Origin of the sequence: Pseudooceanicola sp. HF7, assembly GCF_011806405.1 — a bacterium.
Taxonomy (GTDB): Bacteria; Pseudomonadota; Alphaproteobacteria; order Rhodobacterales; family Rhodobacteraceae; genus Pseudooceanicola.
The window spans coordinates 147,367-171,008 of the sequence record NZ_JAATOW010000005.1; the positions used below are offsets into that span (position 1 = coordinate 147,367).

At 65.0% G+C, this 23,642-nt stretch carries 21 protein-coding genes; 7 read left to right on the forward strand and 14 right to left on the reverse strand.

The window, feature by feature from the left end:
- Positions 1–22: 22 nt before the first annotated feature.
- The 7 genes from pstA to HCZ97_RS04645 all read right to left on the reverse strand — a co-directional run bounded on the left by pstA (position 23) and on the right by HCZ97_RS04645 (position 7,453).
- The gene (pstA, locus tag HCZ97_RS04615) at positions 23–1,387 is read right to left on the reverse strand and encodes a phosphate ABC transporter permease PstA (protein WP_167687500.1); all 1,365 of its coding nucleotides are present in this window, start codon (positions 1,385–1,387) and stop codon (positions 23–25) included.
- Positions 1,387–2,850, reverse strand: a complete 1,464-nt coding sequence (gene pstC, locus HCZ97_RS04620; RefSeq protein ID WP_167687501.1) for a phosphate ABC transporter permease subunit PstC — start codon at positions 2,848–2,850, stop codon at positions 1,387–1,389. The genes pstA and pstC overlap by 1 nt, the downstream gene beginning before the upstream one ends.
- Positions 2,851–2,982: 132 nt before the next feature.
- The gene (locus HCZ97_RS04625) at positions 2,983–4,023 is read right to left on the reverse strand and encodes a substrate-binding domain-containing protein (protein WP_167687502.1); all 1,041 of its coding nucleotides are present in this window, start codon (positions 4,021–4,023) and stop codon (positions 2,983–2,985) included.
- Between the two features lie 157 nt (positions 4,024–4,180).
- The gene (locus tag HCZ97_RS04630; protein ID WP_167687503.1) at positions 4,181–5,218 is read right to left on the reverse strand and encodes an ATP-binding protein; all 1,038 of its coding nucleotides are present in this window, start codon (positions 5,216–5,218) and stop codon (positions 4,181–4,183) included.
- Positions 5,219–5,258: 40 nt separating this feature from the next.
- Complete coding sequence (locus tag HCZ97_RS04635) at positions 5,259–5,786, reverse strand: gamma carbonic anhydrase family protein (RefSeq protein WP_167687504.1); 528 nt, start codon at positions 5,784–5,786, stop codon at positions 5,259–5,261.
- Positions 5,783–6,424, reverse strand: a complete 642-nt coding sequence (gene gmk / locus HCZ97_RS04640) for a guanylate kinase (RefSeq protein ID WP_167687505.1) — start codon at positions 6,422–6,424, stop codon at positions 5,783–5,785. Before gmk ends, HCZ97_RS04635 begins: the two co-directional genes overlap by 4 nt.
- A 150-nt stretch (positions 6,425–6,574) precedes the next feature.
- Positions 6,575–7,453, reverse strand: a complete 879-nt coding sequence (locus tag HCZ97_RS04645) for a YicC/YloC family endoribonuclease (protein ID WP_254871340.1) — start codon at positions 7,451–7,453, stop codon at positions 6,575–6,577.
- A 416-nt stretch (positions 7,454–7,869) separates the two neighbouring features.
- On the opposite strand from HCZ97_RS04645, the gene HCZ97_RS04650 reads away from it, so the two are divergent.
- Positions 7,870–8,583 (forward strand): PAS domain-containing protein, encoded by a 714-nt coding sequence (locus HCZ97_RS04650; RefSeq protein WP_254871341.1) that lies wholly within the window; start codon positions 7,870–7,872, stop codon positions 8,581–8,583.
- Positions 8,584–8,733: 150 nt separating this feature from the next.
- Here the strand turns inward: HCZ97_RS04650 and HCZ97_RS04655 are convergent, their stop codons facing one another.
- Positions 8,734–10,104 carry a class II 3-deoxy-7-phosphoheptulonate synthase gene (locus tag HCZ97_RS04655; RefSeq protein ID WP_167687508.1) on the reverse strand — a complete coding sequence of 457 codons (1,371 nt, stop codon included), beginning with the start codon at positions 10,102–10,104 and terminating at the stop codon, positions 8,734–8,736.
- 170 nt (positions 10,105–10,274) lie between these two features.
- Here HCZ97_RS04655 and HCZ97_RS04660 point away from each other — a divergent pair, with 170 nt between their 5' ends.
- Entirely contained in the window at positions 10,275–11,282 is a 1,008-nt protein-coding gene (locus tag HCZ97_RS04660; RefSeq protein WP_167687509.1) for a GlxA family transcriptional regulator, read from the forward strand.
- A gap of 25 nt (positions 11,283–11,307) precedes the next feature.
- Here the strand turns inward: HCZ97_RS04660 and HCZ97_RS04665 are convergent, their stop codons facing one another.
- Complete coding sequence (locus tag HCZ97_RS04665; protein ID WP_167687510.1) at positions 11,308–12,438, reverse strand: PQQ-dependent sugar dehydrogenase; 1,131 nt, start codon at positions 12,436–12,438, stop codon at positions 11,308–11,310.
- An 810-nt stretch (positions 12,439–13,248) separates the two neighbouring features.
- Here HCZ97_RS04665 and HCZ97_RS04670 point away from each other — a divergent pair.
- The gene (locus tag HCZ97_RS04670; protein WP_254871342.1) at positions 13,249–13,881 is read left to right on the forward strand and encodes an invasion associated locus B family protein; all 633 of its coding nucleotides are present in this window, start codon (positions 13,249–13,251) and stop codon (positions 13,879–13,881) included.
- 99 nt (positions 13,882–13,980) lie between these two features.
- On the opposite strand, the gene HCZ97_RS04675 is transcribed toward HCZ97_RS04670, so the two are convergent.
- Genes HCZ97_RS04675 through HCZ97_RS04690 form a run of 4 tightly spaced genes read right to left on the reverse strand, consistent with a single transcriptional unit; the run spans position 13,981 to position 18,236 of the window.
- The gene (locus tag HCZ97_RS04675; protein ID WP_167687512.1) at positions 13,981–15,192 is read right to left on the reverse strand and encodes a beta-ketoacyl-[acyl-carrier-protein] synthase family protein; all 1,212 of its coding nucleotides are present in this window, start codon (positions 15,190–15,192) and stop codon (positions 13,981–13,983) included.
- Positions 15,189–15,452 (reverse strand): acyl carrier protein, encoded by a 264-nt coding sequence (locus HCZ97_RS04680; protein ID WP_167687513.1) that lies wholly within the window; start codon positions 15,450–15,452, stop codon positions 15,189–15,191. Before HCZ97_RS04680 ends, HCZ97_RS04675 begins: the two co-directional genes overlap by 4 nt.
- Positions 15,453–15,486: 34 nt before the next feature.
- Positions 15,487–16,578 (reverse strand): UDP-3-O-(3-hydroxymyristoyl)glucosamine N-acyltransferase, encoded by a 1,092-nt coding sequence (locus HCZ97_RS04685; RefSeq protein WP_167687514.1) that lies wholly within the window; start codon positions 16,576–16,578, stop codon positions 15,487–15,489.
- A gap of 38 nt (positions 16,579–16,616) precedes the next feature.
- Entirely contained in the window at positions 16,617–18,236 is a 1,620-nt protein-coding gene (locus HCZ97_RS04690; protein ID WP_167687515.1) for a murein L,D-transpeptidase, read from the reverse strand.
- Between the two features lie 329 nt (positions 18,237–18,565).
- On the opposite strand from HCZ97_RS04690, the gene HCZ97_RS04695 reads away from it, so the two are divergent.
- On the forward strand, positions 18,566–19,135 hold the full coding sequence (locus HCZ97_RS04695; protein ID WP_167687516.1) for a DUF882 domain-containing protein: 570 nt from the start codon (positions 18,566–18,568) through the stop codon (positions 19,133–19,135).
- 141 nt (positions 19,136–19,276) lie between these two features.
- On the opposite strand, the gene eutB is transcribed toward HCZ97_RS04695, so the two are convergent.
- Positions 19,277–20,293 carry a hydroxyectoine utilization dehydratase EutB gene (gene eutB / locus HCZ97_RS04700; protein WP_167687517.1) on the reverse strand — a complete coding sequence of 339 codons (1,017 nt, stop codon included), beginning with the start codon at positions 20,291–20,293 and terminating at the stop codon, positions 19,277–19,279.
- A gap of 213 nt (positions 20,294–20,506) precedes the next feature.
- Here eutB and HCZ97_RS04705 point away from each other — a divergent pair, with 213 nt between their 5' ends.
- From HCZ97_RS04705 to HCZ97_RS04715, 3 genes are read left to right on the forward strand one after another with little or no spacing between them, the layout of a single operon-like run.
- A complete protein-coding gene (locus HCZ97_RS04705; RefSeq protein ID WP_167687518.1) occupies positions 20,507–21,691 on the forward strand; it encodes a M24 family metallopeptidase in 1,185 nt (394 codons plus the stop codon).
- On the forward strand, positions 21,691–22,899 hold the full coding sequence (argE, locus tag HCZ97_RS04710) for an acetylornithine deacetylase (protein ID WP_167687519.1): 1,209 nt from the start codon (positions 21,691–21,693) through the stop codon (positions 22,897–22,899). Before HCZ97_RS04705 ends, argE begins: the two co-directional genes overlap by 1 nt.
- On the forward strand, positions 22,886–23,590 hold the full coding sequence (locus HCZ97_RS04715; RefSeq protein WP_167687520.1) for a GntR family transcriptional regulator: 705 nt from the start codon (positions 22,886–22,888) through the stop codon (positions 23,588–23,590). The genes argE and HCZ97_RS04715 overlap by 14 nt, the downstream gene beginning before the upstream one ends.
- The last annotated feature ends 52 nt before the right edge of the window (positions 23,591–23,642 follow it).

A 23,642-nucleotide genomic window follows, 5' to 3' on the forward strand; every position in this document is an offset into this window, starting at 1 on the left:
TTACTGATCCCTTCCATAGCGGTTACCAGCGGCGCTCGAAACGCCGGCGCAGGATAATGGCGATGAAGTTCATGGTGAGCAGGAAGACGAGAAGGATGATGATCCCGCCCCAGGCGCGTTCGTAATAGGCCGGGTCGGCCCGTTTGGCCCATTCGTAGATCTGGGCAGGCATGGCGGAGTTCGGGTCCAGGAAGCCGGCCGCGATGCCATCGGGGAAGTTGGAGGCGATGTAGCCCACCATCCCGATCAGCAGCAGCGGCGCGGTTTCCCCAAGCGCCTGGGCCAGGCCCAGGATGGTGCCGGTCAGGATGCCGGGCATGGCCAGCGGCAGCACGTGGTGGAAGACCGATTGCATCTTGGAGGCCCCTACCCCGAGCGCGGCATCGCGGATCGAGGGCGGCACGGCCTTGAGCGAGGCGCGGGTGGAGATGATGATCGTCGGCAGCGTCATCAGCGTCAGCACCAGGCCCCCCACCAGCGGCGCGGATTGCGGCAGCTCTGCGAACTGGATGAAGACCGCCAGGCCCAGGATCCCGAAGACGATGGAGGGCACGGCCGCGAGGTTGGAGATATTCACCTCGATCACGTCGGTGATCCAGTTCTTGGGCGCGAATTCCTCAAGGTAGATGGAGGCCGCGACACCGATGGGCAGCGACAGGAAGAGCACCACCAGCATCATGAAGAAGGAGCCGACCATGGAGGCGCCGATCCCGGCCTGTTCGGGGCGGCTTTCGGAGGCATCGGTGCCAAGGATGAAATCAAGGTTGAAGCTGCGCTTGAGGATCCCGGCGTCGCGCATCTGGTCCACAAGGTCCAGGTGTTCGGCATCCAGGTTCTTGTCACGCGCCAGGGCTTCGCGGGTGACGCGGCCCTTTTCGTAGCCATCCACGCGCGAGGAGGCCAGCACCTTGAACACCACCGTCTGGCCGATCTGGTCGGGATGGGCGATGGCGTAGTCGCGCACCTGGGCCGGCACGGAGGCAGAGATCATCTTGCGCAGGTCCGCGCCCTTGTCGAAGGGGCTGTCCAGGCCATGTGCGGCCATCAGATCCAGCAGCGCCTGGTCGATCATGCCGTTGTAGCCGAAGGTGGAGGTCTTCTTGATGACCTCCGGATCGCCGGTCTGATCGGGGTCCAGCTTTTCCTGGCTCAGCTGCACGGGCAGCTCGATGAAGGTCTGGGTGAAGGCCGGGGTGCCGTTGCGCACGATGGCCACCAACAGCACCACCAGGAAAAGAACCCCCACGCCCACGGCAGCCATGCCATAGAAGCGAAAGCGTTTTTCGGCAGCGTTGCGGCGCTTGGTGCGGCTGTCCTGGGCCAGCAGGCTGGTCTTGCCTTGGGGCAAGGGCGTGCTGTCGGGACCGGAGAGGGATGCGTCGGTCATTAGTCGTATTGCTCCCGGTATTTGCGCACGATCCAGAGCGCGAAGACATTCAGGGCGAGGGTGATGACAAAGAGCGTCATGCCAAGGGCGAAGGCCACCAGCGCCTCGGGAGAGGCGAAATCGGCGTCCCCGGTCAGCTGGCTGACGATCTTGGCGGTGACGGTGGTCATCGCTTCAAAGGGGTTCATGCTGAGCCGGGCCGCGGCCCCTGCCCCAAGCACCACGATCATGGTTTCCCCGATCGCGCGCGAGGCCGCCAGGAGCACCGCGCCGACGATGCCGGGCAGCGCCGCGGGCAGGATCACCTGCTTGACGGTTTCGGACTTGGTCGCGCCCAGCCCGTAGGAGCCGTCGCGCATGGACTGGGGCACGGCGTTGATGATGTCATCGGAGAGCGAGCTGACGAAGGGGATCAGCATGATGCCCATCACGAGGCCGGCGGTCATCACCGCGGTGCCGCCCGACATCCAGCCAACGCTGTCGGGCCCGAAGGCCGTCAGCAGCATCGGGCCGACGGTCAGCAGCGCGAAAAGCCCGTAGACGATCGTGGGGATCCCGGCCAGCACCTCAAGCAGCGGCTTGGCGAAGCTGCGCACGGATTTCGGCGCGTATTCTGAGAGGTACACGGCCGCGAACAGCCCGATGGGAACGGCCACCGCCAGCGCGATCAGGGAGATGTAGAAGGTGCCCCAGAACAGCGGCAGGATGCCCAGTTCGGACCCGCCCCCGAAGGAGGGCGCCCAGGTCGTGCCGAAGAAGAAATCGGTCCAGGGATAGAGCTTGAAGAACTGGATGGTATTGGCCAGCAGCGAAAAGACGATGCCCAGCGTGGTCAGCACCGCCAGGGAGGCGGCCAGGATCAGCAGTGCCAGCACCACCTTTTCGACGGAGTTGCGCGCGCGGTAATCCTTGTCCGTGCGCAGCACCGCCAGGGCCATGCCGGCCAGCGCCAGCAGCCCGACGACGATGTTGCGCAGCGTGTCGGCGGTGGCGTTGCGCGCGCGGTAGCTTTTCGCGGCCTCCAGCGTGACCGCATCCACGTCCGATCCCACCGCCACGCCGACAGAGCCCAGCAGGCCGCGCACGTCGGTGCTGCCGGCCTGCATGGCCTCAAGCTGCGGCGCGGTGATCTGCCCGGTGGTCACGGCCGTTTCCAGGCCGCTCGCCACGCGGTGGACATCGGACATGATCAGGCTGAGCTCACCAGAGGTTTCATAGGCGGTTTCGGGGATCATGTGCTGCACGCTGCGCTCGATCACCATGGGCTGGGCAACCAGCCAGGCACCCAGCACCAGAAGCGCGGGCACCAGCACGAAGAGCGCGGCGTTGTAGCCGTAGTAGGATGGCAGGGAATGCATCAGGCGGCCATCGCCACCTGCCGAGGCCATCGCCTTGCGACGGCCCAGCACATATCCGATGACGGCAAGCGCCAAGACGAAGAGAAAGATCCAGGTTGCCGGCATGGGATACTCGCTGGAAGAACGTTTGGGACAGCGCCGTGTCTTGGAAAGCGCAGGTCCGGAAGGAAAACCCGCCTTCGTCATGAAGGCGGGGGGTGGATGGCGCGGCCCGCAGGCAGCGCCACCCGGGGTCGATTACATATTGGAACCCATGGTCTTTTCGTCGGCAACCATGGACTGGGTGTCGGCGAGCTCCGGATCGGAGACGAGGCCATAGTTGGAGAGCGGGCCGGAGGGGCCTGCGATGTCATCGGAGACGAAGAACTCTGCATAGTCCTTCAGGCCGGGGATCACGCCCAGGTGTGCCTTCTTGATGTAGAAGTACAGCGGACGGGAGACCGGGTAGTCGCCGGCGGCGATGGTTTCGGTGGTGGGCTCGACGCCGGACATGGTCGCAACCTTGAGGGCATCGGTGTTGTTTTCGTAGAAGGCCAGGCCGAAGACGCCGATTGCGTTGGCGTTGGAGTCGATCCGGGCCAGCGTTTCGGTGTAATCGCCGTCGATGTCGACGGATTTGCCATCGGTGCGCACGGCGATGCAGGCATCTTCCGCGTCATCTTCGGACATGCCGGAAGCGGTCATGGCTTCCAGGGCGCCGGTGGCTTCGCAGCCAGCTGCCAGGACCTTTTCCTCGAACACTTCACGGGTGCCGTGCTTGGTGCCGGGGATGAAGGCCAGGATCTCGGAGTCGGGCAGATCGGCGTTGAACTCGGACCACTTGGTGTAGGGGTTGTCGACCAGCTCACCGTCCACGACCACCTTGGGGGCCAGGGCGTTGTAGATGTCTGCCGGTTCGAAGGCGGTGTAGGCCGGGCCGTCCAGCTGGGAGGCGAAGACGATGCCGTCATAGCCGATGCGGACCTGGATGATGTCGGTCACGCCGTTGTCGGCGCAGGCCTTGATTTCCTTTTCGCGGATCGCGCGGGAGGCGTTCGCGATGTCGATGGTGTTCTCACCGACGCCTTCGCAGAAGCGCTTCAGACCAGCGGAAGAGCCGCCCGATTCCACGACCGGGGTCGGGAAGTCGAAGTTCTCACCGAAGGCTTCGGCCACGATGGAGGCATAGGGCAGAACGGTGGACGACCCGGCGACCTGGATCTGGTCGCGCGCGGAGGCCGCGGTGGCGGAGACGGCGGCAACGGCCAGGGCCGAGGCGGTCAGTTTCATGAAGGACATGGAAAGCTCCTGTTGTCTTGATCTGGCTGCCCGATGGATCGGATGGTTGGGGGCGGCCTGCCCGCCCCTGCTAGGCCCTGCCCGCAATGCTTTTGTGACAACAGTGTAACGCTTTTATGACACATCGCCATGCCGCCGCGTAAAGCAGCGCGAGGCGTCACTCCGCCGGCAGGGAAAGCCGGACAGAGGTGCCCTCGCCCAGGCGCGAGGAAATCCGCATCCGGCCCCTGTGGCGGTTCACGATGTGCTTCACGATGGCCAGCCCCAGCCCGGTGCCGCCCATTTCGCGCGAGCGGTGCGAATCCACGCGGTAGAAGCGCTCTGTCAGGCGGGGGATATGCACCTCGTCGATGCCGGGGCCATGATCGGTGATGGTCAGCGCGATGCCGGGGCCGCGCAGCTCATCCATCTGGGTGACGGGGGTGAGCGTGACATCCACCTGCCCCGCGCCGCCGTACTTGATCGCGTTCTCGACCAGGTTGGTGAGCACCTGGCGCAGCTGGTCGGGATCGCCCTGCACGAAGACCGGGGTTTCGGGCGTTTGCAGCACCAGATCCACCTGGGCATCCGCGGCAAGCGGCGCCAGCGCGCTGCGCACCGATTGCATGAGGCCCTGCACCTCGACCCGTTCGGTGGGGCGCACGCGGGCCTCGCCCTCCACCTGGCTGAGAGAGAGCAGGTCCTTGACCAGGCGCTCCATCCGGCCGGCTTCATTCGCCATGATCTCTAGAAAGCGCTCGCGGGCGGCCGTGTCCTCCCGCGCGGGGCCGCGCAGGGTCTCGATGAAGCCGATCAGCGCGGTCAGCGGCGTGCGCAGCTCATGCGAGACATTGGCGACGAAATCGCGGCGCATCAGCTCTGCGGTCTCAAGCTTGGACATGTCCTGAAAACAGACCACCGCGCCCTGCCCCAGCGGGCTGTCGACGTAGGAGCAGGTGACCTCGTAACTGGTTTCCTGGCCCCGGCGCGAATCCAGGTAGCGGGTACTTTGGGGCTGACGGTCGCGCAGGCAGGATTCCACCGCGTCCAGCACGGCTGGTTGCCGGATCACGGTGATGAAATGCCGCCCCGTGATCGAGGGGCCGAACAGGCCGGCGGTCTTGGCATTGGCGGCGATGATGCGTTCGCCGCGCCCCACCAGGAGCGCGGGCAGCGGTATGGCGCTGAGCAGCGCCGTGAGGGAAGCATCGGTCATCGGGGCGCTGGTCCTGTCTGTTGCATCGCGCGGCGGTCTTTCAGAGCGCCTGCAGGCCGTCGCGGAAGCGACGCATGTTCTCACGGTAATGGGCGGCCGAGGCGCGCAGGCGCGCTTCCCAGTCCGCGCCCAGCTCGCGCACCACCTTGCCGGGGGATCCCAGCACCATGGAATTGTCCGGGATCTGCTTGCCCTCTGTCACCAGGGCCCCTGCCCCGATCAGGCAATTGCGCCCGATCACCGCGCCGTTCAGCACAGTCGCGCCCATGCCCACAAGGGAGTTTTCCCCGATGGTGCAGCCATGCAGCATGGCCTTGTGCCCGATGGTGCAATCTGCCCCGATGGTCATGGGAAAGCCCATGTCCGTATGAAGCACGCAGTTTTCCTGCACGTTGGAGCCCGCGCCGACATGGATCAGCTCATTGTCCCCGCGCAGGGTGCAGCCGAACCAGATCGAGCTGCCGCTCTCCAGGCGCACGCGCCCGATCACATTGGCATCCGGGGCGACCCAGAAATCCCCGTCCTGCGGCGTTTCGGGCGCCACACCATCCAGGCTGTAGAGCGTCATGCGCGGTCCCCGTATTCGGTGTTCAGGGTGCGCACCACGTCCATCACGCCGGGTTGCTGCGTCAGGCGCAGCCGTTCGGCGCAGATGATGGTGCGCAGTTTCTCTTCGGTGGCGTCCAGGTCATCGTTCACCAGCACGTAATCATATTCCGGCCAGTGGCTGATCTCGTCCAGGCTCTTGGCCATGCGGGTGGCGATCACCTCTGCGCTGTCCTGGTCGCGGGTGACCAGCCGGCGCTCAAGCTCCTGCATGGAGGGGGGCAGGATGAAGATCGACAGAACGTGCTTGCCCAGGGCGGAGTTCTTGATCTGCTGTCCGCCCTGCCAGTCGATATCGAACAGCAGGTCGACGCCCTGGTCGATCGCCGTTTCTACCGGCCCGCGCGGCGAGCCGTAGGAATTGCCGAAGACCGTGGCATGTTCCAGCATCTGCTGGCGCGCCACCAGGTCGTCGAATTCCGCGCGGCTGTGGAAGTAGTATTCGCGCCCGTGTTCCTCACCGGGGCGCGGCGCGCGCGTGGTGGCAGAGACAGAGAAGCGGATGTCGTGATCCCAGGCCAGCAGCCGCTTGGAAAGGGTCGATTTCCCCGCGCCCGAGGGCGAGGAAAGGATGATCAGAAGTCCGCGCCGATTGCTCATGTAGCTCTCTTCCATTCCTTGCGGTGTCTTTTCGGGCCATGCCCGATCTGGCCCGATTTGGCCCCGGCGGGCGGCGCCATGGGGGCCCGAGAGGACCCCGGTGTTCAGGTTCCCGGTTATGCAGGTTTTCCCGGCCCCGGCAACCGCGTGCTATTCCAGGTTCTGGACCTGTTCGCGCAGCTGGTCGATCACCGCCTTCAGCTCAAGCCCGATGGCGGTCAGCGCGGGATCCTGCGCCTTGGAACACAGGGTGTTGGCTTCCCGGTTGAATTCCTGGCTGAGGAAATCGAGCTTGCGGCCCACCGGCCCCTCTTCGCCCAGCAGGGCGCGGGCTGCCGCGATATGGGCGCGCAGGCGGTCAAGTTCCTCTGTCACATCGGCCTTGATCGCCAGCAGCGCCAGTTCCTGGGCGATGCGCTGGGGGTCGTGATCGGCAGCGCTGTCGCTGATCCGGCGCAGCGCGGCCTGAAGCGCCTGGGCGGCCTTTGGCTGGCGGGCCTCTGCCGCTTCGCTTGCCGCCTGGGTCAGCGTTTCGATCTGGGCGACCTGGTCCAGCAGCACCTGGGCGATGGCGGCGCCTTCGCGGGCGCGCATGTCCAGGAAATCCGCCAGCAGAGGTTCGAAATCTTCCATCAGCAGCGGCAGGATCTGGCCCGCATCCTCTTCCGGGACGCTGACATCGAGCACGCCGCGCATGGGCAGCAGATCCGCTGCGCGCGAGGGCGCAAGGGTCACGCCGCGCGCCTTTGCCGCTTCCTCCGTGGCGCGCAGGGCCTCAAGAAGGGCGGCAAGCTGGTCCTTTTGCAGGGTCAGTTTCGCGCTGCCCTCTTCGCGCGTCAGGCGCAGGTTGAGGGTCACGCTGCCGCGCGCCATGGACTGGCTCAGTCGCGCGCGCAGACCCGCCTCAAGCCCCGTCACCCAATCGGGCACGCGCAGGCGCAGGTCCAATCCCTTGGAGTTGACCGAGCGAATCTCCCAGCTCCAGATCAGGCCGCGGGCGCCGCCTTTTGCCGATGAAAACGCTGTCATGGATCGCGCCATTTGCCTGCTCCTGTCCCTTGTTGTGCTGGAAGACAGCATCATCTTGCCGGTTGCCTCTGTATCGCGCGCTGGAAACCTTGGACGCAAGCCCCGGAAAAACATGACGAAAAGGTCAGGGCTTCCCAAAGCGCTCTGAACGAGGTTAACCATCGCCGCAGTTTTCCAAAAAAAGCACCGACAATTCTGGCATATTAATCCTTAGGTAAACTCTATGAAGATATGTTTAACCAAGTTTGAGGGCCGATATTACACACGGGCCCATGCGGTAGAGATACCGGACAGATTATTACGCTCTGATTGTGGACTTGGCTGATCGGCATAGGGGCTGAATCGAGAAAAGCAGGAGTATCGCAATGAGACAGGACGGAGGAGACGGCAGTCGCGTCGTCAGTTTTTCCAACTTCATGACTGCGAGCAAATTCAACGCCGTCCAGGAAGTCGAGGCCTATTGGGAAGCGATCCGCGCCGGACGCCTTGTGCCGCGCCGGGCGGATATCGATCCCCGCGGGATCGAACGGGCGCTTGAATTCGCCTTTGTGCTGGAGCGCGTGGCCCCCGGGATCGCCCGGTTGCGCATCGCCGGATCGCACCTGTCCGACCTGATGGGGATGGAAGTGCGCGGGATGCCGGTCAGCTCTTTCGTGACGCCGCAATCGCGCAACCGCATGGGCGATGCGCTGGAGCAGGTCTTTGACAGCCCGGCCAAGGTCACGGTGGACCTGGAATCCGAAGGCGGGCTGGGCAAGCCGACGATCACGGGCCGCATGATCCTGCTGCCGATGAAAAGCGACCTGGGCGACATCAGCCGCGCGCTTGGCTGTTTCGCCACAACGGGCGAGATTGGCCGCACGCCGCGCCGCTTCGAGGTGACCGATACCCATGTGCGCCCGCTTCTGGGGGATTTCATGGCCAAGCAGCCGGAACCGCAGGAAACCCGGCCCGCGCGGCGCAAGGAACAGATCGTCACGGAAACGCCCCAGCCCCATCATGGCAGCCGTGTGCCGGAACCCGGGGATGCCTTCGACCGCGCGCCCCGCAAGGCGACCGCCACGGGCGCTGTCCGCATGAAACCCGGCCCCCGGCCTTACCTGAGTGTCGTGGACACCGACCGGGACTGACACTGCCAAGACTGGTGCTGCCCTCCTCCGGGAAACGGCGGCAGAACGGAAAAGGGCCACCCCTGCGGGTGGCCCTTCCGTTTGTTCACCGATGGCATTCCGCCCCGATCCTGTGCGGCAACGGGCCCGGTGCGCGGGCCCGTCCGTTCCTTAGCCGGCAGCTGCGGCCAGACGGGTTTCGCGCAGGCTGGTCAGCTCTTCGGCCACCAGGAAGGCCAGTTCCAGCGCCTGGGTCGCGTTGAGACGCGGATCGCAGGCGGTGTGGTAGCGGTCCGAGAGGTTCTCATCCGAGACCGCCTGGACGCCGCCGGTGCATTCGGTCACATCCTTGCCGGTCATCTCGAAGTGGACGCCGCCGGGGATCGTGCCCTCTGCGCGATGGATCGCGAAGAACTCCTGCACTTCGCTCAGGATGGAGGCGAAGGGCCGGGTCTTGTAGCCGCTGGAGGACTTGATGACGTTGCCGTGCATCGGGTCACAGGACCAGACCACGTTGGCGCCTTCTTCCTGCACGGCCTTGATCAGGCGCGGCAGGTGATCGCCGACCTTGCCCGCCCCGAAGCGCGCGATAAGCGTCAGGCGGCCCATCTCGTTCAGCGGGTTGAGCTTGGCCATGAGCACCTTGAGGTCCTCGGCCGTGGTGGTGGGGCCGCATTTCAGGCCGATCGGGTTCTGCACCCCGGTGCAGAATTCGACATGCGCGCCGTCGGGCTGACGGGTGCGGTCGCCGATCCAGATCATGTGGCCGGAGCCGGCCAGCCAGCGCCCGGAGGTCGAATCGACGCGCGTCAGCGCCTCTTCGTATTCCAGCAGCAGGGCCTCGTGGGAGGTGTAGAAATCGACCTCGCCCAGCTCATGGGTGGTTTCCGCCTTCAGGCCCGCCGCGCGGATGAAATCAAGCGCATCCTGGATCCGGTTGGCCATGTCGCGGTAGCGCGCGGCCTCATCGGCCTCTGTGAAGCCCAGGGTCCAGGAGTGCACGCGGTTCACATCCGCATAGCCGCCCTTGGAGAAGGCGCGCAGCAGGTTCAGAGAGGCCGCGGCCTGGGTGTAGGCCTGCAGCATCCGCTGGGGATCGGGAATGCGCGCTTCGGGGGTGAAATCGAAGCCGTTGATGATGTCGCCGCGGTAGCTGGGCAGCTCGACGCCATCCACGGTTTCCGTGGGCGCGGAGCGCGGCTTTGCGAACTGGCCGGCCATCCGGCCAACCTTGACCACGGGCACCTTGGCGCCGAAGGTCAGCACCATGGCCATCTGCAGCATGACCTTGAAGGTGTCGCGGATCTGGTCGGCACCGAATTCGGCAAAGCTTTCCGCGCAATCGCCACCCTGAAGCAGGAAGGCCTCGCCACGGCCGGCCTTGCCCAGCTCGTCACGCAGCTTGCGCGCCTCGCCTGCAAAGACCAGCGGAGGATACTTGGAAAGCTGCGCCTCTGCGGCTGCAAGCGCTTCACGATCCTGATAGTCAGGCATCTGCACCCGCGGCTTGTTGCGCCAATCGGATTTCTGCCATGTACCCATCTTGTCCTCCGGGGTCATTCGATGATTGAGGCGTCAAGCCTATACCGGAGATGGCAAGGAAGGGCCAATATTTATTTGCGACTCTTGACCTCTCTGGCGCGCTCTGTCCTGATGCCGCGATATCGCATTCCGGGCATCCCGCCCCGCACCCAGTCGTCAGCAGGTACTCAATGTCCGGGAAAACACCCTCGGTCCAGGTCGTCTCTCTTCCGCCCGCGAAGCCCCGCCGCTTTGTCTTTGTTCTGTTGAACAATTTCTCGCTGCTGGCCTTTTCGTCTGCGATGGAATGCCTGCGGATTGCCAACCGCATGGCCGGCCAGGAGCTTTACAACTGGGAGATGCAGAGCGTCGATGGCGAGATGGTCTTCTGTTCCGGCGGGGCCGGGTTCCAGGCCACGGGCGCCCTGGGAGAGCTGACGCGGGACGATTACGTGCTGCTGTGTTCCGGCATCAAGGTGCAGGACGAATGTTCCCGCAAGCTGATGAACTGGCTGCGCCGGGAGGCCCGCAAGGGGCTGGTGCTGGGCGGGCTTTGCACCGCCTCTTATGCGCTGGCCAAGGCCGGGCTGCTGGACGGCAAGCGCGCCACCATCCACTGGGAGAACCAGGACAGCTTTGCCGAGGAATTCCCGGACGTGCATCTGACCAAGTCCGTCTTCGTGGCAGAGGGCGGCCGGCTGAGCACCGCGGGGGGCACCTCTTCCATCGACCTGATGCTGAAGCTGATTGCCGATCAGCATGGCGAGGACCTGGCCAATGCGGTGGCCGACCAGCTGATCTATTCCTCCATCCGGACGGACCAGGACACGCAGCGCCTGTCGGTGCCCACGCGGATCGGCGTGCGCCATCCCAAACTGTCCAAGGTCATCCAGATGATGGAGGCCAATATCGAGGAACCGATCAGCCCCGGCGTGCTGGCCAGTGACGTGGGCATGTCCACCCGCCAGCTGGAGCGGCTGTTCCGGCGCTACCTGAACCGCAGCCCGAAACGCTATTACATGGAACTGCGGCTGCAGAAGGCGCGCAACCTGTTGATGCAGACCGACATGAGCGTGATCAACGTGGCCCTGTCCTGCGGCTTTGCCAGCCCGTCGCATTTTTCCAAGTGCTACCGGGCGCAGTACCAGACCACGCCTTACCGCGAACGCGGCAGCCAGGGCACGCGGCTGTCTATCTGATCCGCTCCCGGCTAGGTCGCCGGCCCTATGTCGCGGGGCGCAGGCGGTAGAGCGTGCCGTCATCCTCTGACAGGAACCACAGGGCGCCATCGGGGCCGCTGAGCACGGCGCGCACGCGGGCGGTTTCGGGCAGCTTGATCTGTTCGACCTCTTGCAGCGGGTTGCCCGCCAGCCGCGCGATGTAATCGAACTTGAGCGCGCCGACGAAGGCATCGCCCTGCCAGCCCGGAATGGCGTCGCCCTGGTAGAAGGTCATGCCGGAGGGCGCGATGGAGGGATCCCAGTAGGTCACCGGCTGCTCCATGCCCGGCGCCTCTGTCCCGATGCCGATATCGGTGCCGTTGTAGTTCTGCCCGTAGGCGATCACCGGCCAGCCGTAATTGGCCCCGGGCCGGATGCGGTTCACCTCGTCCCCGCCACGGGCGCCATGTTCGTTGATCCAGAGCTGGCCCGCGCCATCCAGCGCCGCGCCCTGCGGGTTGCGATGGCCGTAGGACCAGATTTCCGGCCGGGCATCGGGGGTCTGCACGAAGGGGTTGTCCGCAGGCACCGAGCCGTCGCGGTTCAGCCGCAACACCTTGCCGTTGTGCACCGAGAGATCCTGCGCCATCTCCGACTGGCCGCGATCCCCGATGGTCAGGAAGATCCGCCCATCGGGCGCCTCCACGATACGGGAGCCGAAGTGCCGGGTGGCAGAGCCCGCCGGGGTCATGCGGAACAGCGTTTCGACCTTTTTCAGGGTCGAGAGGTCGTCCGACAGTGTCCCCATGGCCAGCGCCGTGCCGCTGCCGCCGTCGTAGCGGGCGGCATAGGTAAAGAGGATCTCCCGGCTTTGGGCGAAATCGCGGGGGACCAGAATATCCAGGAGGCCGCCCTGCCCGGCCACCGCGATCTTCGGCAGGCCAGCGACGGGCGTCGCCTGACCGTCGCGGATCGCAAGCAGCCGTCCGCGCCGCTCCGTCACCAGCACCGTGCCATCGGGCAGGAAGCCGACGCCCCAGGGCCCGTCAAGGCCGGAGACCACGGGTTCCACCACCAGTTCCTGCCCCTCGCTGTCCAGCGCAAGGGCGGGTTTCGGGGCCAGGGAGGCCCCCGTCAGACCAAGGATGAGGGCCGCGAGTAGGGCCGCGCTGCGCCGTGCCGGAAATTTATGCATCACCCAGGGCACTCCTGTCTTGCGTTTCGTTTTCCCGGTAAAGGTTAGTGCCACCCCAGAGCCGCGCAAGCCTGGGTAGATCACGGTTTCATGAGCCGGAAGCGCGCCTGTCGGGCCGCGCCGGGTGCACCGTGCCGCACCCGCGCGTAGCGTCGGAACATGGGCGCGCGCGCCGGACGCTACCCCCCGCATTTCCGCCGATTGCGGGAAGCTAATTTCCCTTTTCTTGACAAGGCATTAGCCCGGGCGGCGCGGGACGCTCCGGAAAAATCCCGATCAACGCCGGGTTGCACATCCTTGCTTAACTTCTTCATGCCAGGATCCAAGCTGTTCCGCTTCCGGTGAGAACCCGGTGTGGGACGGACTTCCTCCCTGTCAGACTGGCCGCGCCCTTCGGGTGCGGCCTTTTTTGCGTCGAAATCTCCGCCTGTCATGGCCCGGGGGTGTCGGTCGCAAAGTCGTTACTTTCACTGTTGACGGTTCCCCGTAAACCACCTAGCGTCCCTATCAAATACAAGTCGGCCAGTCCGACGGGGAGAAAAAGTCGGGAAAGGGGTCCATTCGGGCTCCTTTTCTGCATCTGCCCCATCGGCCTATGCGGGTGCCGCGCCGGCTTGCGCGCGGGGCCACGGGTGCGGCGATCCCCGGACTGCAAGACGCGCGCTTCGACCCATCCTGCTGAAATTCGCCGATGCCGCTGAGATCCCAAGGAATTGACAGGCGCGCAGCGGCAAGGGGCCTGACACTTGTCCCTGCCCGTGCTAAGCGGACGAGGACAGAAGGAAAAACGGGACCGACATGTCTGCAATCTTGAGAGTCACTACCGCCATGGCCCTGACCGGCCTGCTTGCCCTTCCCGCCTTTGCCCAGGAGGCCGCCCCTGAGCAGCCCGCCGGCGAGGCAGAAGATTTCAACGCCCTGCCGCTTGGCGAATCCGCCAATGAGGATCCGCAGCCCGGCCAGGTCTACATCAAGGAAGATGTGGGCGACTGGGCCCTGCAGTGCGTCCGCGCCGAGGAAGGCGAAGAAGAAGCCTGCCAGCTTTACCAGCTGATGCGCGATGAGCAGGACAACCCCGTGGCAGAGATCATCGTCTACAAGGTCGATGACGACCCCCCCGCCGTGGCCGGCGCCAATATCGTCGCACCGCTTGAGACCCTGCTGCCCGCAGGCCTGGTGATGAGCGTCGATGGCGGTGAGCCGCGCAAATACCCCTTCGCGGTCTGCAACCGCGTCGGCTGCGTGTCCCGCATCGGGCTGACCCAACAGGACCTGGACGCCTTCAAGCGTGGCAAGCAGGCCCAGCTGGTCATCCGCCCCTATGGCGCACCGCAGGTGGAAGTGAAGCTTCCGCTGTCGCTGAGCGGCTTCACCGATGGCTTCGCGAAATCCACTGTGATCCCCAAGCAGGCGCCCCAGCAAATGCCGGAACAGCAGCAGTAAGCCGCGACGCCTGACAAGCCCAGAAATGCGAAACGCCGCCCCGCAGAGATGCGGGGCGGCGTTTTCATGTTGAGTGGTGTGAAGGCGGCGAGGCGCGCCTTAGCTTGCCCGGCGAAGGGCCAGCACGGCGTTCAGCCCGCCAAAGGCAAAGGCATTGGACAGCGCATATTCCACCTTGGCTTCGCGGGCCTCGTTCGGGACCACGTCCAGCGCGCATTCGGGATCGGGCTCTTCATAGCCGATGGTCGGGGCGATCACCCCGTCGCGCAGGGCCATGATGCAGGCCAGAAGCTCTACCGCGCCGGTGCCGCCGATCAGGTGACCATGCATCGACTTGGTGGAAGAGATCATCACCGTATCCGCATGCAGCCCGAAGACATCCGCCACGGCGGCGCTTTCGGTCTTGTCGTTGGCGGCGGTCCCGGTGCCATGGGCGTTGATATAGCCCACCTGCTCCGGCGTGATGCCCGCATCGCTCATGGCGCCGGCGATGGTGCGTGCCGCGCCCTGCTTGGAAGGCATGACGATGTCAGAGGCATCCGAGGTCATGGCGAAGCCGACCACCTCTGCCAGGATATCGGCGCCGCGCTTCTTGGCGTGTTCATATTCTTCAAAGACGAAGATCCCCGCGCCTTCGCCCTGGACCATGCCGTTGCGGTTGGCGCTGAAGGGGCGACAGGCGGTCTTGGACATGACGCGCATGCCTTCCCAGGCCTTCACCCCGCCAAAGCACAACATGCTTTCGGAGCCGCCCGTGATCATCACCGGCGACATGCCCGTGCGCACCATCTGGAAGGCCTGGGCCATGGCGTGGTTGGAGCTTGCGCAGGCAGAGGACACCGTGAAGGTCGGGCCCTTCAGGTTGAATTCCATGCTGACATGGCTGGCCGCGGCATTGTTCATCAGCTTGGGCACGACGAAGGGGTGAACGCGGTTCTTGCCCTCTTCGTAGACCGAGCGATAATTCTCATCGATGGTGGTCATGCCGCCACCGGAATTGCCAAGGATGGCCCCGGTCTTGTGCGCCAGCTCACCGGCGAAGTTCAGGCCGGACTGGTTGATCGCCTCGCGCGCGGCGACCAGGGCGAACTGGGTGAAACGGTCGTAAAGCGCCATCTGCTGCCGGTTGAAGAGCCCTTCGGAGGAAAAGCCCTGGACCTGCGCGCCGATGCTGACCATGAGCCGGTCCGCATCGCGCACGTCCAGCGGCGCGATGCCACAGCGGCCTTCGCGCATGGAGGCAAGCGTTTCGGCCACATCATGGCCGAGGGCATTGATCGTCCCTGCCCCGGTAATGACGACGCGTTTCACGAATGCTGTTCCGCCACCAGCTTTTCGACCCCCGTGACGATGGACTTCACATCGGAGATGTCGAAATCGCTTTCACTGGGATCATTGGCGTTGAACGGGACCTGCACGTCAAAGGCTTCCTCGATCGCGAAGATGCTTTCGACCAGCCCCAGCGAGTCGATCCCCAGGTCTTCCAGCGTGTGGTCCATCGAGACGTCGGACGGCTCGAGAACGGCCTGTTCGGCGATGATCTCGACCACCTTCTGCTTGATTTCCGCCATGTCGGTGTCCCTCTTCCGAACGTTCAGCGCCGATTTAGTCTTTCTCTCCGCGCTTGAAAACTGCTTTCTGTAGCTCTGCCACCTGTGCGGCAAGACGCGGCAGGCGCCGCAGCGCCTTGTAGCTGGCCATGTGCTGATCCATCTTGACCGCCGGGCTGCCCATCACGAAACGGCCTGCCGGCACGTTCGACAGGATGGCCGAACCGCCACCCCCGATGACACCATCGCCGATCTTGAGGTTGTCCGCCACACCGACCCTGCCCCCGAAAACGACATTGTTGCCGATCTGGGTGGAGCCCGCGATCCCCGCGAAAGCGGCGAACAGGCAGTCGCGCCCGATCACGCAGTTGTGTCCGATGTGGCAGTGATTGTCGATCTTGGTGCCCGATCCGATCTGGGTCGGGCGCACGGTGCCGGCATCCACGGCGACGAGGCTGCCAAGTTCCACGTCATCGCCGATCACGACGGAGCCCAGCGAATGGATGCGCACCCAGGCCTGGGCCTCTGGCGTGAATTCGGAATCCAGCGTGGCGCGGGCGCGTTCGACGTTGCTTTCCTCTGGCGTGACAAAGCTGAAGCCGTCGCTGCCGATCACCGCGTTGGGATGGGCGATGAAGCGCGCGCCGATTTTCACGCGCGGCCCGATCCGCACACCCGGGTGCAGCAGCGCGCCGGGGCCGATCTGGACATCGGTGCCGAGGTGGCATTGCGGGCCGATGACGGTGCCCGCGCCGATCCGCACACCGGCGGCGATGATGGTATAGGGGCCAACGGAGACGTCGGCCTCTAGATGGGCGGAGGGATCGATGATGGCGGTGGAATGGATGCCGGGGGCGAAACCGGGGCCAGGATCCATCATCGCCGTCAGGCCGGACATGGCCATGCGCGGGCGCGGAGAAAACAGCGCCGCCTCAAGGCCATAGGTTTCCCAGTCCGCCCCTTCCCAGAGAATCGCGGCGCGGGCCTTGCCCTTGGGCAGGTCCTCGGCGAACTCGGGCTTCATGGCCAGCGCCAGGGTATCGGCCGTGGCCGAGGCGGGCTCTGCCACGCCTGTGACCGTGAGGCTGGTATCGCCCAGGGCCTTGCAGCCCAGGGCTTCTGCGATGTCTTGAATGCTATGTGCCATTTGGCCGGACGCTCCCCATGCTGCCTGTCGGCACGGGTTTAGCCGCGAACCGGGTCCAGAGTCACCCCCTGGGCGGCAAGCGCATCCCAGATCTTCGCATCCCTGCCGTAGATATCCTGGCGGAAGCCGATCTGGCCCTTGGGGCTGACGACCGCTGTGCGGTAGATCAGGTGCACGGGCACATGGGTTTCCAGGTTCACCTGTGTCTCACGACCGCTGCGAAGGCGCGACTGGAAGAAGCTTTCGGGATCGTCTTCCTGGACCGCCAGCAGCGCATAGGCGAAATCGAAGGGATCCTGCAGGCGGATACAGCCGTGAGAGAAGGCGCGGACGTTGCGCTGGAACAGGCTTTTTGACGGCGTATCATGCAGATAGATGTTGTTCTTGTTCGGGAACATGAACTTCACCAGCCCAAGCGCATTGCTGTTGGAGGGCGGCTGTTTCATCGCGAAGGGGAAGTTGCTGGCATTGAACTGGGTCCAGTCCACTGCATCGCGCGGCACCACGCGACCGGCGCGGTCGATGATGTTCAGCTGGGAGGCGGCATTGGGATTGCGCTGGATCTGGGGCAGGTATTCCCCCACCACGATGGAGCGCGGGACGTGCCAGGTCGGGTTGATGATGAGATGCTCCATCTCATCGGAGAACTCCGGCGTGCGACGGCCATCGCGGTTGGCCCCGACGACGGAGCGGGTTTCAAAGGTGACATGGTCGAAATCCACGATCCGGGCCGAGAAATCGGTCAGGTTCACCAGCACGTGGCGATCGCCGCGCGGCATGTTCAGCCAGCGTTCGCGCTCCAGCGCGACGGTGATGCTTTCCAGCCGTTCGGAGACGGGGATGTTGATCTGCTCCATGGTGGCGGGACCGGCCACACCATCCTCTGCCAGCCCGGTGTCACGCTGGAAGGCCGAGACGGCAGCTTCCATGGTGGCATCGTAAGAGGCAGAGACGCTGGGCTTCATGTAGCCAAGGGCGGTCAGGCGGTCGCGCAGCGCGATGACCTCGCGCCCGGTGGCGCCGGGTTTCAGCACGTCGATATGGACCTGCGCGCCGTAGCCGCCGCGCGCCATCATGTCCTGCAGACGGAACTTGGCCTTCAGCAGGCCCAGGTATTCCGCCGTCTGGGGCGGCAGCGCGCGGATGTAATCGGCCGGATCGCCGTTCTGCAGGCCATCAAGGTAGGTCGCAGCGGATTGCAGCGGCACCTTGCGCAGGATCAGCGGCACCACCTTCGACGGCGTCAGGATCCCGGTGTGCAAATCGCTGGCGAGGTCGAGGTAGATCTTGGACAGCTCGATCTCTAGCCGGGCGAGTTCTGCCGCGCCGCGCACGTTGCTCATCCGGGCGATCAGCGCATCGGGCTGGTACTTGCTTTCCGGCAGGCCATGCAGGGGCGCCATGCGCATCCCCATGATCAGGGCCGCGCGCCGCGCCTGGGAGGCCGAATCCCCGGCCGTCCAGATCGGGGCATAATCCCGTGCACGATAGTATTCCGAAAGCTCCGTATCCGAGGACAGCGCCTGCGCGAAGGCAAGGTTACGCGGCGTCACGTCAAGGCCTTGGGTGGTTTCCTGGGCGAGCGCCGGGCCGGACGCCATCAAAGTAAGCGCCAGCAGGGCGGCGCGCCCTGCCCGTCTTGGAATGGGTGCTTTCATTGCGTTCCGAGGTCCTTTTATTCTGCTCGTCGTGTTTGGAAACAGCGTTCCGTCAGTATCTTACCGCTGTCCATTCACATAAAGGTCAACGCAATACCTCTTTTTCACAACGCAGCTTAGCGGCAACGGTTCCTTCCCGGAATGCGGGAATCCCCTACTTTTCTTGGCGAATTCTCGCCGAATTTACGGAAACTTCAGCCTGGTCGGGCAATGAAGGGTTTGAGACAAATCCTCCCTATGGCATAACGGACCTGCATCTGGGGATGAGATGACACTGGAGCTGCGGACCACCGCGGCCCTAAAAACAAGAGCGACGGGACAGCGCTACAATGAACGAGCAAGGCTTCGCGAGGATTTCGCGTCGCTCCCTTCTGGGAGCATTTGCGGCTACGGCCATCACAGCAGCACCGACCTTTTCGAAAGCCGCTGGCTTTCTGAGAAACGCAGGCGATATCAGACGGATCCAGATGTATTCCGCCCGGACGGGTGAACACCTGGACATGATCTACTGGATCGAGGGGGAATACCTCTCTGATGCGCTGAACGAGATCACCACATTCATGCGGGACTGGCGCAACAACCAGACCATCAAGATCGACCTGCGCACGGTCGATATCATGGCCGCCGCGCATAACCTGATGGATGTGAACGAACCCTACATGCTTCTGTCGGGCTATCGGTCGCCCCAGACCAACGCGATGCTGCGGGCCCGCTCCTCCGGCGTTGCAAAGAACTCGCTCCACATGAAGGGTCAGGCCGCGGATCTTCGGCTGGCCTCGCGCAGTGTGAACCAGATGGCCCGCGCGGCCAGTTCCTGTCACGCCGGCGGCGTCGGTCGCTACAGCGGCTCCAACTTCGTGCACATGGATTGCGGCCCCGTCCGCTCCTGGGGCGCCTGAGCCTGAAGGGGCCGGGCCGCAGCAGCGGCGGGCCCTCGACCACCTGGGACATCACCGGCCCCCACCGCGCGGGGCCGTCCTGATCTGGTCCCGTCCGGATCTGCAAGGCCGCCACTTTCGGGCGGCCTTTTTCGTTTCATTTCAAGGTGTATAGGGCGCGCCCTTCACCCTGTGGCCGCCCAGATCCACGTCCTGTCCGGCCATGATCCTTGTGACCTGCGTCATGTCCATGTTGCGCCCTGTCAGCACGGTCGCCACAGGACCCGTCGCCGTGACCTTGCCTGACAAAAGCCCGGCGATCCCCACGACAGAGGCGCCCTCTGCCACCATGCGATCCTCGAAATAGAGCGCCTGCATGGCGTGGTAGATCTCTTCCTCTGTCAGCAGCACCACCTCATCCAGCAGCGCGGCGCAGATCGGCAGGGTCAGGGCATTGGCGGCCCCGATGCCGCCGCCCAGGCTGTCAGCCAGGCTTGCCACCTCTTCCACCGCGACCGGCTTGCCCGCCGCGATGGAGGCCGCCATGGCCGCGCCCCGGTCCATCGTCAGCCCGACGATCCGTAGATCCGGGCGCAGGGCCTTGGCCGCCAGCGCCATGCCCGCGGCCAGCCCGCCGCCCGACAGCGGCACCAGCAGCAGGGAGAGCTCCGGCAGGGCCTCGACAATCTCAAGTCCGATGGTGCCCTGGCCGGCGATCACGCCGGGATCGTCGAAGGGCGGGATCTCTGCCAGGCCCTCTTCGCGCGCCAGCCGCTGGCTTTCCGCATGGGCGTCATCCTGACTGCGCCCGATGATGCGCACCTCTGCGCCCAGGGCGCGGATGCCCTCGACCTTCACCGGGGGCACCAGTTCGGACATGCAGACCACCGAGCGCAGGCCCCGCGCCTGCGCCGCATAGGCCACCGCGCGGCCGTGGTTGCCGGTGGAACAACAGGTGACGCCAGCGACATCGGGCCCCAGACGCGCAATGGCATTGAGCGCGCCGCGCAGCTTGAAGGCGCCAGTGGGCTGGCAGATCTCAAGCTTCAGCCAGAGCGGCTGGCCGATCCTGTCCGACAGCGCCGAGGGCACAAGCGGCGTGCCATCCGCCTGCCCCTGGATCGCCTTTGCGGCCGCGCGGATCTGTGCCAGGCCGGGGGCCTCTTGCGGGACCCTCATGGCGCCCAATCTGCAAGCGGCGGCAAAGGGAAAGTGATTTGCATGGCGACGCTCCCCTGGGACGGATTGACGTTTCCGGAACGGAATTTTCCAATGATGTGCACAACGATACCCGAGTCGCAAACGATCCGCCGGGTCTGGGGCCTCTGCCCTTGCTCAACGCGCCTCGATCAGGCATCGCCAGAAACAAATGTACACAAGTTGGAATTTCAAATGGCCACCAGCAAAGCGCCCTTCTCTCCGGCCGAATACCAGCGCCGGATCCGCATCACCCGCGCGGCCATGGCCGAGGCCGGGATCGATGTGCTGTTCATCACCAACCCCTCCAACCAATACTGGCTGACCGGCTATGACGGCTGGAGCTTCTACGTCCACCAGGGCGTGATCCTGCCGATGGAGGGCGATCCCTACTGGTGGGGCCGCCTGCAGGACGCCAATGGCGCCAAGCGCACCGTCTGGATGAACCATGAACACATCCTTTACTACGCGGACCGCTACATCCAGAGCACCGATTGCCACCCGATGGAGGACCTGGCCAGCCACCTGCGCATCATGGGCTATGGCGATGCCCGCATCGGCGTGGAGAAAGAGACCTATTTCTACACCGCCAAGGCGCAGGAAGTCCTGCTGGACGGCCTGCCGGAGGCAACGATCATCGATGCCTCGAGCCTGGTGAACTGGAAACGACTGATCAAGTCGGACGAGGAACTGGCCTTCATGCGCCGTGCCGCGCGGATCTCTGAGCTGGTGATCGAACGCGCGATGGAGCTGGCAGAGCCGGGCATGCGCAAGCACGACCTGGTGGGAGAGCTCTACAAGACCGCGGTGCAGGGCGAAGAGGACAGCTGGGGCGATTACCCGGCCATCGTGCCGCTGCTGCCCTCGGGCGAGGATGCTTCGGCCCCGCACCTGACCTGGAACGGCGAGGCGCTGAAATCCGGCGAGGCGACCTTTATCGAGCAATCGGGCTGCTACCGGCGCTACCACGCGCCGTTGTCGCGCACGATCTTCCTGGGCAAGCCGCCGCAGTTCATGATCGACGCCGCCGATGCGCTGACCGAAGGGCTGAACGCGGGGATCGAGGTTGCGCGCCCCGGCAACCGCGCCTGTGACATCGCCCGCGCGCTGGACGTGGAGCTGATGAAGGTCGGGATCGAACGGCCCAACCGCTGCGGCTATGCCGTGGGCCTGTCCTACCCGCCGGACTGGGGCGAACACACCGTGTCGCTGCGCGCGATGGATGAAACGGTGCTGGAACCCGGTATGACCTTCCACTTCATGCCCGGCCTCTGGATGGATGACTGGGGGCTGGAAACCACGGAAACCATCCTGATCCGCGAAGACGGCGCGGCGGAACCGCTGTGCAACGTGGCCCGCAAGCTGTTCGTGAAAGACTGATGAGCAAGCTGGAAGAAACCACCGCGATCCTTGCGGATCTGATCGGCTTTGCGACGATCTCCTCTGACAGCAACCTGGATGCGATCGCCTATATCGCCGATCACCTTGCCACCCATGGCGCGCGGGTGGAGGTCCTGCGCGATCCCTCCGGAGAAAAGGCCAACCTCTGGGCCAGTTTCGGCCCGGAGGAGGACGGCGGGCTGGTGCTTTCGGGCCATTCGGACGTGGTGCCGGTGGCCGAACAGCCCTGGACCAGCGATCCCTTCGCCCTGCGCGAGGCCGAGGGGCGGCTTTACGGGCGCGGCACCTGTGACATGAAGGGCTTCATCGCCGCCGTGCTGGCGCTGGCCCCGCAATTGCAGGCCGCCGCCAACCTTCGCCCGATCCACATCGCCATCACCCATGACGAAGAGGTCGGCTGCATCGGCGCCCGCTCCCTGGTGGAGGTGCTGAAAGCCCGTGGCATCCGCCCGGCCCTGGCCCTGATCGGAGAGCCGACGCAGATGCAGGTGGTCGAAGGGCACAAGGGCGTCTGCGAATACACCGTGCGCTTCACCGGATCGGAGGGGCACGGCTCTGCCCCCGAGCGCGGCACCAACGCGGTGGAATATGCCACACGCTACATCGCCCAGCTGCTCTCCCTGCGCCAGGAGCTGAAGGCGCGCGCGCCGCAGAACTCTCCCTTTGAGCCGCCGGAGACCACGATCAACATCGGCGCGCTGCATGGCGGGCACGCCCATAACGTCATTCCCGGCTATGCCACGCTGGAATGGGAAATGCGCCCGATCAACGAGGACGACATGGCCTTCGTGAAGACCCGCGTGGCCGAGTACTGCCAGGCAGAGCTGCTCCCGCAGATGCGCGCGGTGACGCCCGGGGCCGAGATCACCACCGAGGTGATCGGAGAGGTCACCGGGCTTGAGCCGATGCCGGAAAACCGCATCCGCGACATGGTCCAGCAGCTGACCGGCGCGAATGGCGCCCATTGCGTGCCCTTCGGGACAGAGGCCGGGTTGTTCCAGCAGCTGGGGATCCAAGCGGTGCTTTGCGGACCGGGCTCCATCGAGCAGGCGCATAAGCCGGACGAATTCGTGGAGCTTGACCAGCTGGCGCAATGCCTTGAGATGCTGGAGAAACTGGCAATTCTGCACGGGTCAGGCTCCCTTGGGTCCGCGCCGTCGGCGACCGTGGAAAATGGCGCCGGCTGAGCCGCATCTGACCGCGCGCCTTCGCAGCGCGCGGCTGGAACAGATCCTGCGGGAGCGTATCTGCCTGCTGGACTATCCCCCCGGCGTGAAACTGTCCGAAGAGGCGCTGGCAGGTGAATTCGGCATGTCCCGCACGCCGCTGCGCCGGGTGCTTGCCCGGCTGGAGGCTACGGGGCTGCTGCAATCGGTTCACGGGGTCGGAACCTTCGTCACCGATGTCGCGGATGCAGAGCTGGACCGGATCTACGCGCTACGGATCGAACTGGCGATTCTGGCGGCGCGGCTGGAGCCGCGGCCGCCTGCGCCGCCGCTTCTGGCGCGGTTCCGCGAGATCGCCACGCGGGCCCGCGACCTGCCCGCCGGCCCCGAAACGCCGCGCGCATTCGCCCGGCTGATCCTGGATTTCAGCGCCGCGCAATCGGAGCTTTCCGGCAACCAGCCCCTGATGGAGATGACCGGCCATCTTCATGGGCAAACCGCGCGGATCTGGCTACATGCGCTGACGCAACCGGAGGACGGGCCCCGCCTGGACCTGGCCGAAGAGATCGCGATCTTTGCCCGAGAGGCCGAGGACGTGCGCGACGCGCTGGAAATCCCGGACCTTGAAGCCGCCGCCGCGATCCATCGTGCGCATGTCTCCATGAGTTTCCGGCGGTTGCAGGAAAGACGGGCGCAGGGTCGACCCGACTGAGGGGCGGCCCTTTCGACTTGCGCCCCTTCGGCTGCTGCGGCGTCCGACAACC

Bases quoted from the DNA above. Each gene is read 5' to 3' on its own strand.
- HCZ97_RS04690 (WP_167687515.1), bottom strand. From the start codon at position 18,236: ATGAAAGCACCCATTCCAAGACGGGCAGGGCGCGCCGCCCTGCTGGCG.
- HCZ97_RS04655 (WP_167687508.1), bottom strand. From the start codon at position 10,104: ATGGGTACATGGCAGAAATCCGATTGGCGCAACAAGCCGCGGGTGCAG.
- gmk (WP_167687505.1), bottom strand. From the start codon at position 6,424: ATGAGCAATCGGCGCGGACTTCTGATCATCCTTTCCTCGCCCTCGGGC.
- HCZ97_RS04630 (WP_167687503.1), bottom strand. From the start codon at position 5,218: ATGACCGATGCTTCCCTCACGGCGCTGCTCAGCGCCATACCGCTGCCC.
- HCZ97_RS04660 (WP_167687509.1), top strand. From the start codon at position 10,275: ATGTCCGGGAAAACACCCTCGGTCCAGGTCGTCTCTCTTCCGCCCGCG.
- pstA (WP_167687500.1), bottom strand. From the start codon at position 1,387: ATGACCGACGCATCCCTCTCCGGTCCCGACAGCACGCCCTTGCCCCAA.
- HCZ97_RS04715 (WP_167687520.1), top strand. From the start codon at position 22,886: ATGGCGCCGGCTGAGCCGCATCTGACCGCGCGCCTTCGCAGCGCGCGG.
- HCZ97_RS04705 (WP_167687518.1), top strand. From the start codon at position 20,507: ATGGCCACCAGCAAAGCGCCCTTCTCTCCGGCCGAATACCAGCGCCGG.
- HCZ97_RS04685 (WP_167687514.1), bottom strand. From the start codon at position 16,578: ATGGCACATAGCATTCAAGACATCGCAGAAGCCCTGGGCTGCAAGGCC.
- HCZ97_RS04665 (WP_167687510.1), bottom strand. From the start codon at position 12,438: ATGCATAAATTTCCGGCACGGCGCAGCGCGGCCCTACTCGCGGCCCTC.
- HCZ97_RS04650 (WP_254871341.1), top strand. From the start codon at position 7,870: ATGACTGCGAGCAAATTCAACGCCGTCCAGGAAGTCGAGGCCTATTGG.
- HCZ97_RS04635 (WP_167687504.1), bottom strand. From the start codon at position 5,786: ATGACGCTCTACAGCCTGGATGGTGTGGCGCCCGAAACGCCGCAGGAC.
- HCZ97_RS04625 (WP_167687502.1), bottom strand. From the start codon at position 4,023: ATGTCCTTCATGAAACTGACCGCCTCGGCCCTGGCCGTTGCCGCCGTC.
- HCZ97_RS04695 (WP_167687516.1), top strand. From the start codon at position 18,566: ATGAACGAGCAAGGCTTCGCGAGGATTTCGCGTCGCTCCCTTCTGGGA.
- eutB (WP_167687517.1), bottom strand. From the start codon at position 20,293: ATGAGGGTCCCGCAAGAGGCCCCCGGCCTGGCACAGATCCGCGCGGCC.
- argE (WP_167687519.1), top strand. From the start codon at position 21,691: ATGAGCAAGCTGGAAGAAACCACCGCGATCCTTGCGGATCTGATCGGC.
- HCZ97_RS04680 (WP_167687513.1), bottom strand. From the start codon at position 15,452: ATGGCGGAAATCAAGCAGAAGGTGGTCGAGATCATCGCCGAACAGGCC.
- HCZ97_RS04645 (WP_254871340.1), bottom strand. From the start codon at position 7,453: ATGACAGCGTTTTCATCGGCAAAAGGCGGCGCCCGCGGCCTGATCTGG.
- pstC (WP_167687501.1), bottom strand. From the start codon at position 2,850: ATGCCGGCAACCTGGATCTTTCTCTTCGTCTTGGCGCTTGCCGTCATC.